Origin of the sequence: Microbacterium gubbeenense DSM 15944, assembly GCF_000422745.1 — a bacterium.
Taxonomy (GTDB): Bacteria; Actinomycetota; Actinomycetes; order Actinomycetales; family Microbacteriaceae; genus Microbacterium; species Microbacterium gubbeenense.
Genome location: NZ_AUGQ01000047.1, coordinates 1 through 4,400, shown reverse-complemented (window position 1 = coordinate 4,400; position 4,400 = coordinate 1). Strand labels below are relative to the sequence as shown.

At 67.5% G+C, this 4,400-nt stretch carries 2 protein-coding genes and 3 pseudogenes; all 5 read left to right on the top strand.

Going from position 1 to position 4,400, the window contains the following annotated elements; translation table 11 throughout:
• Positions 1-195: pseudogene (locus G510_RS0113005) on the top strand (transposase); the annotation flags it as partial.
• Positions 196-325: 130 nt separating this feature from the next.
• Positions 326-1,541: pseudogene (locus tag G510_RS16960) on the top strand (IS256 family transposase).
• A gap of 238 nt (positions 1,542-1,779) precedes the next feature.
• Positions 1,780-3,135 carry an FAD-dependent oxidoreductase gene (locus G510_RS0112995; protein WP_036323418.1) on the top strand — a complete coding sequence of 452 codons (1,356 nt, stop codon included), beginning with the start codon at positions 1,780-1,782 and terminating at the stop codon, positions 3,133-3,135.
• A 622-nt stretch (positions 3,136-3,757) separates the two neighbouring features.
• Positions 3,758-4,045 (top strand): annotated as a pseudogene (locus tag G510_RS16955) (IS110 family transposase); the annotation flags it as partial.
• 48 nt (positions 4,046-4,093) lie between these two features.
• Positions 4,094-4,400: transposase (locus tag G510_RS0112985; protein ID WP_029153961.1), on the top strand; the 307-nt coding region annotated here is incomplete at its 3' end.

Genomic DNA, 4,400 nt, shown 5'->3' with positions numbered 1-4,400 from the left:
CTAGATCCCTTCCACGTCACGCGCCTCGCTGGCGAGGCGCTCGATGAGTGCCGACGGCGAGTTCAGCAGGCCATCTGTGGGCACCGCGGCCGCAAGGGCGACCCGCTCTATGCCGCCCGCCGGACCCTGTCCACCGGCGCCGACCTGCTCAACGACAAGCAGAAGGACCGACTGGACACCCTGTTCGCCGACGAGCAATGATCAGAACCTGTGGCTGGCCCTCGGCGGGTGAGCGCGACGGAGCGCACCTTCCCGAGGAAGATCTTGTAGTCACAGAACTCTGATCAGGACCGGCGTTGGCGCGCTGGTTCGGGAAGGTGCGCTCATGTTGAAGGTAGTCCAAGACGTCGAGGCGTCCAACCATGCAGCCGGTGGGTCGCTGCTCGATGAGATCGTCGGCGACGGCGCTCGGCAGATGCTGGCGGCGGCGTTGCAGGCCGAGGTCGCGGCCTACGTCGAGCAGTTCACCGACGAGCTCGACGAGGCGGGTCGTCGCCTGGTGGTCCGCAACGGCTTCCACGAGCCGCGGGAGGTGACCACCGCGGCGGGCGCGATCCCGGTCAAGGCGCCGCGGGTTGCGCAGGTGCTGCCGCTGCTGTACCTGCACGGCCTGTCCAGCAGCGACTTCACCCCCGCACTGGAGCAGTTCCTCGGCACCAGCCACGGCCTGTCGGCGTCGGTGATCACACGGCTGGCCAAGGGACTGGCAAGACGAAGCCAGGGCGTTCAACCAGCGGTCCCTGGCCGGCACCGACTTCGTCTACTGCTGGGTCGACGGGATCCACCTCAAGGTCCGCCTGGAGCAGGACAAGGTGTGTCTGCTGGTTATCGTCGGTGTCCGTGCTGACGGCACGAAGGAGCTGGTCGCGCTCGACGACGGGCACCGAGAGTCCACCGAGTCCTGGCTCGACCTGCTCCGCAGCTGCAAGCGCCGCGGGATGCGGGCTCCGGTCCTCGCGGTCGGCGACGGGGCGCTCGGGTTCTGGGCCGCGCTGCGCGAGGTCTGGCCCCAGACCCGCGAGCAGCGGTGCTGGTTCCACAAGATCGCCAACGTCCTCAACGCCTTGCCGAAGTCCGCGCAGCCGGGCGCGAAGGCCGCGCTGGCCGAGATCTGGAACGCCGAGAACCGCGACCACGCCGAGCGTGCTGCGGAGGCGTTCGTCGCTGACTACGGCACCAAGTGGCCCAAGGCCGCCGCGAAGATCGCCGACGACCTCGACGTCCTCCTGGAGTTCTACAACTACCCCGCCGAGCACTGGGTTCACCTACGCACGACCAACCCGATCGAGTCCACGTTCGCGACCGTCCGGCTGCGCCAGCGCGTCACGAAGGGACCCGGCTCCCGAGCCGCCGGAATCGCGATGGCCTTCAAGCTCATCGAGTCCACCCAGACGAGGTGGCGCGCCGTGAACGCGCCCCACCTCGTCGCCCTCGTCCGCGCCGGCGCAACGTTCAAGAACGGCATCCTCGTCGAACGACCAGACGGCCACGACGAGCAGACCTCCACCCACGAATCAGGAGGTGACGCTCAAGCCGCATGACACGCCGATCCACAGGTCTTGACTATTGCTCGGTCTTCGAAGAGCAACTACGATCTTTGGAAGAAGCCGGTGTTGCGACGACCGGTTGAACCTGCCGTGGCTCCGACCAGCAGAGCGATGTCAGCAGTTGGCTTTCCATCTCAGCGGCGCCGCTGGAAGGATGCCCACCGGCAAATCCCGCACCTCGTGGATTGCGAGCGTTGCGAGCGAGAGCGTGCCTACGCGAAGGAGAATTATGATGGACGTTGACCTGCTGGTGATCGGCTGGGGCAAGGCAGGCAAGACCCTGGCGGGGCGCTTCGCGGCCGCCGGCAAGACCGTGGCGCTGGTGGAGCGCTCGCCCGAGATGTACGGCGGCACCTGCATCAACATCGGCTGCGTGCCGACCAAGGACCTCGTCGTCTCGGCCGAGGAGCGTCGCGACTCCGACGACCCGCAGGAGTTCTTCCGCACCGCCGTCGCCGGCCGCGACGCGCTGATCGGCACGCTCAACGCCGCGAACCACCAGATGCTGGAGAAGCCGGGCGTCACCCTGGTGGACGGCACCGCCCGGTTCACCGGCCCGCGGACGGTCGTCGTCGACACCGCCGAGGGCCAGGTGGAGCTCACCGGCGAGACCGTGGTGATCGGCACCGGTGCGACCTCGCGCCGCGTCGACCTGCCCGGCTTCGACTCACCGCGGGTGTTCGACTCGACCACCATCCAGCACATCGACCCGCTGCCCGAACGGCTGGTGATCGTGGGCGGCGGCTTCATTGGGCTGGAGTTCGCTAGCATGTTCACCCACTTCGGTTCCAAGGTCACCATCCTCGACCGCGGCGAGGAGCTCCTTCCCCGCGTCGACCGGGACGTGGCCGAGGCCGTGAGGCAGACCCTGCTCGACATGGGCGTCACCATCGAGCAGGGCGTCCGGCCCACGTCGCTGGACGACGACGGCACACACGCCGTGGTGCACACCACCAAGGGCGATTTCGCGGCCGAGGCCGTGCTGGTGGCCGCCGGACGCGTGCCGGTCACCGGCGAGCTGGGCCTGGAGGCCGCCGGCATCGAGGTGGACGAGCGGGGCTTCGTCGTCGTGGACGACCAGCTGCAGACCAGCGTCCCCGGTGTGTACGCGGTGGGCGACGTCAACGGCGGCCCGCAGTTCACCTACGTCTCGCTGGACGACAACCGCATCGTGTGGGACGCGGTGATGGGCCAGGGCACGCGCCGCCGCAGCGACCGCGTGGCGGTGCCGAACACCACCTTCATCACCCCGCCGCTGTCGATGGTGGGCATGGACGAGACCCAGGCCCGCAAGTCCGGCCGCAACGTCCTGATGGCGAAGAAGGAGGTGGCGAAGATCGCCGCCATGCCCCGGCCGAAGATCGTCGGCGAGACCCACGGCCTGTTCAAGCTGTTCGTCGACGCCGACAGCCAAGAGATCCTCGGCGCGACGATCTTCTCCATCGACTCCCAGGAGCTGGTCAACATGGTCGCCCTGGCCATCCGGCTGGGCGCCAAGGTCTCCGACCTGCGCGACGGGATCTGGACCCACCCGTCCAGCACCGAGGCCTTCAACGAGGTGCTCGGCACCCTGGAGCCATTGGCCTGACCGCTCAGGCACGAGTACGCCCTCCGACCCGATGGGTCGGAGGGCGTTCTGCTTCGACGGGGGCGGCGGGCCCGGCGTCCGGCCCCGCCGCCGACGCAGGCACCGCATGTCTTGGAGGCTGACCGACCCGCCCCGGGAATAGACCCTGCCGGATCGTGGTTCGAATAGGTGTACCGTGTAGGGGTATGCATCGCAAGATGGCTCGGTTCGAGGCGTCCGTGCTGTCGTCGATGCCATCGCCGCTAATCCCGACCTGACCGCCACTGTGCTCCAAACTGTCGGCGTAAAGGGATGGGACGGGTTCATCCTCGTCCGCAGAGGCTAGAGCGGAACGGGCGGGCTACCCGCGATCAGAACGTCCTCAACTCATGGGTTCTACCGGGCCTGTCGGTCGAGTGTCAGGCTTGGTTCCGGTAGCGATGGGCGGGTCAGCACTCGCGTTTCTCATCTGGCCATGGAAGGCCTGGCGGCAGACCGTGTGCCCGCCCATCGTGAGGGGACAGTGACCGCTACTGGGATGTCGTGCCCCCGCGGGTTTGGGTGAGCACTGTGGCCATGAGATCGCTGGGAGTTCCCTCACTGCTGCTGTCGGAGCGGATAGTCGAGAACGGGGAGACACACCATGTTGTTCGTCGGGGACGACTGGGCCGAGGACCACCACGACGTCGAGATCATCGACGAGGACGGCAAGGTCCTGGCCCGCAAACGCCTGCCGGAAGGACTGGCAGGGATCACGCAACTGCACGAGCTGATCGCCCATCACCTGGGCGAACCAGACGGTGATCCAGCCGCCTGGCCGCCGGTGGTCGTCGGGATCGAAACCGACCGGGGAGCCTGGGTCGCGTCGCTGGTCGCGGCCGGCTACGAGGTGTTCGCGATCAACCCAAGGATGGCGTCGCGTTACCGCGACTGAATCGGCCTGGTTTTCGTTCCGTTCTTCAAGCAAGGATGGAACACGATGAATCAGAAGTACTCGCCCGAGATGCGTGAGCGTGCGCTGCGGATGCTCGATGAGGCAAAGCCGGATCATCCGAACCTGATGACCGCCGTTCGACATGTCGCTGGCCTGCTGGGCATGAGCGCGGAGACGTTGCGGGTGTGGCATCGCCGCCGCGAGGTCGACGCGGGCCAGCGGCCCGGGGTGTCCAGCGACGTTGCCGAGGAAAACGCGCGGCTGCGTCGCGAGGTCGCCGAGTTGAGGCGCGCCAACGAGATCCTCAAGGCGGCGAGTGTGTTTTTCGCCAAGGAACTCGACCGCCCCACGA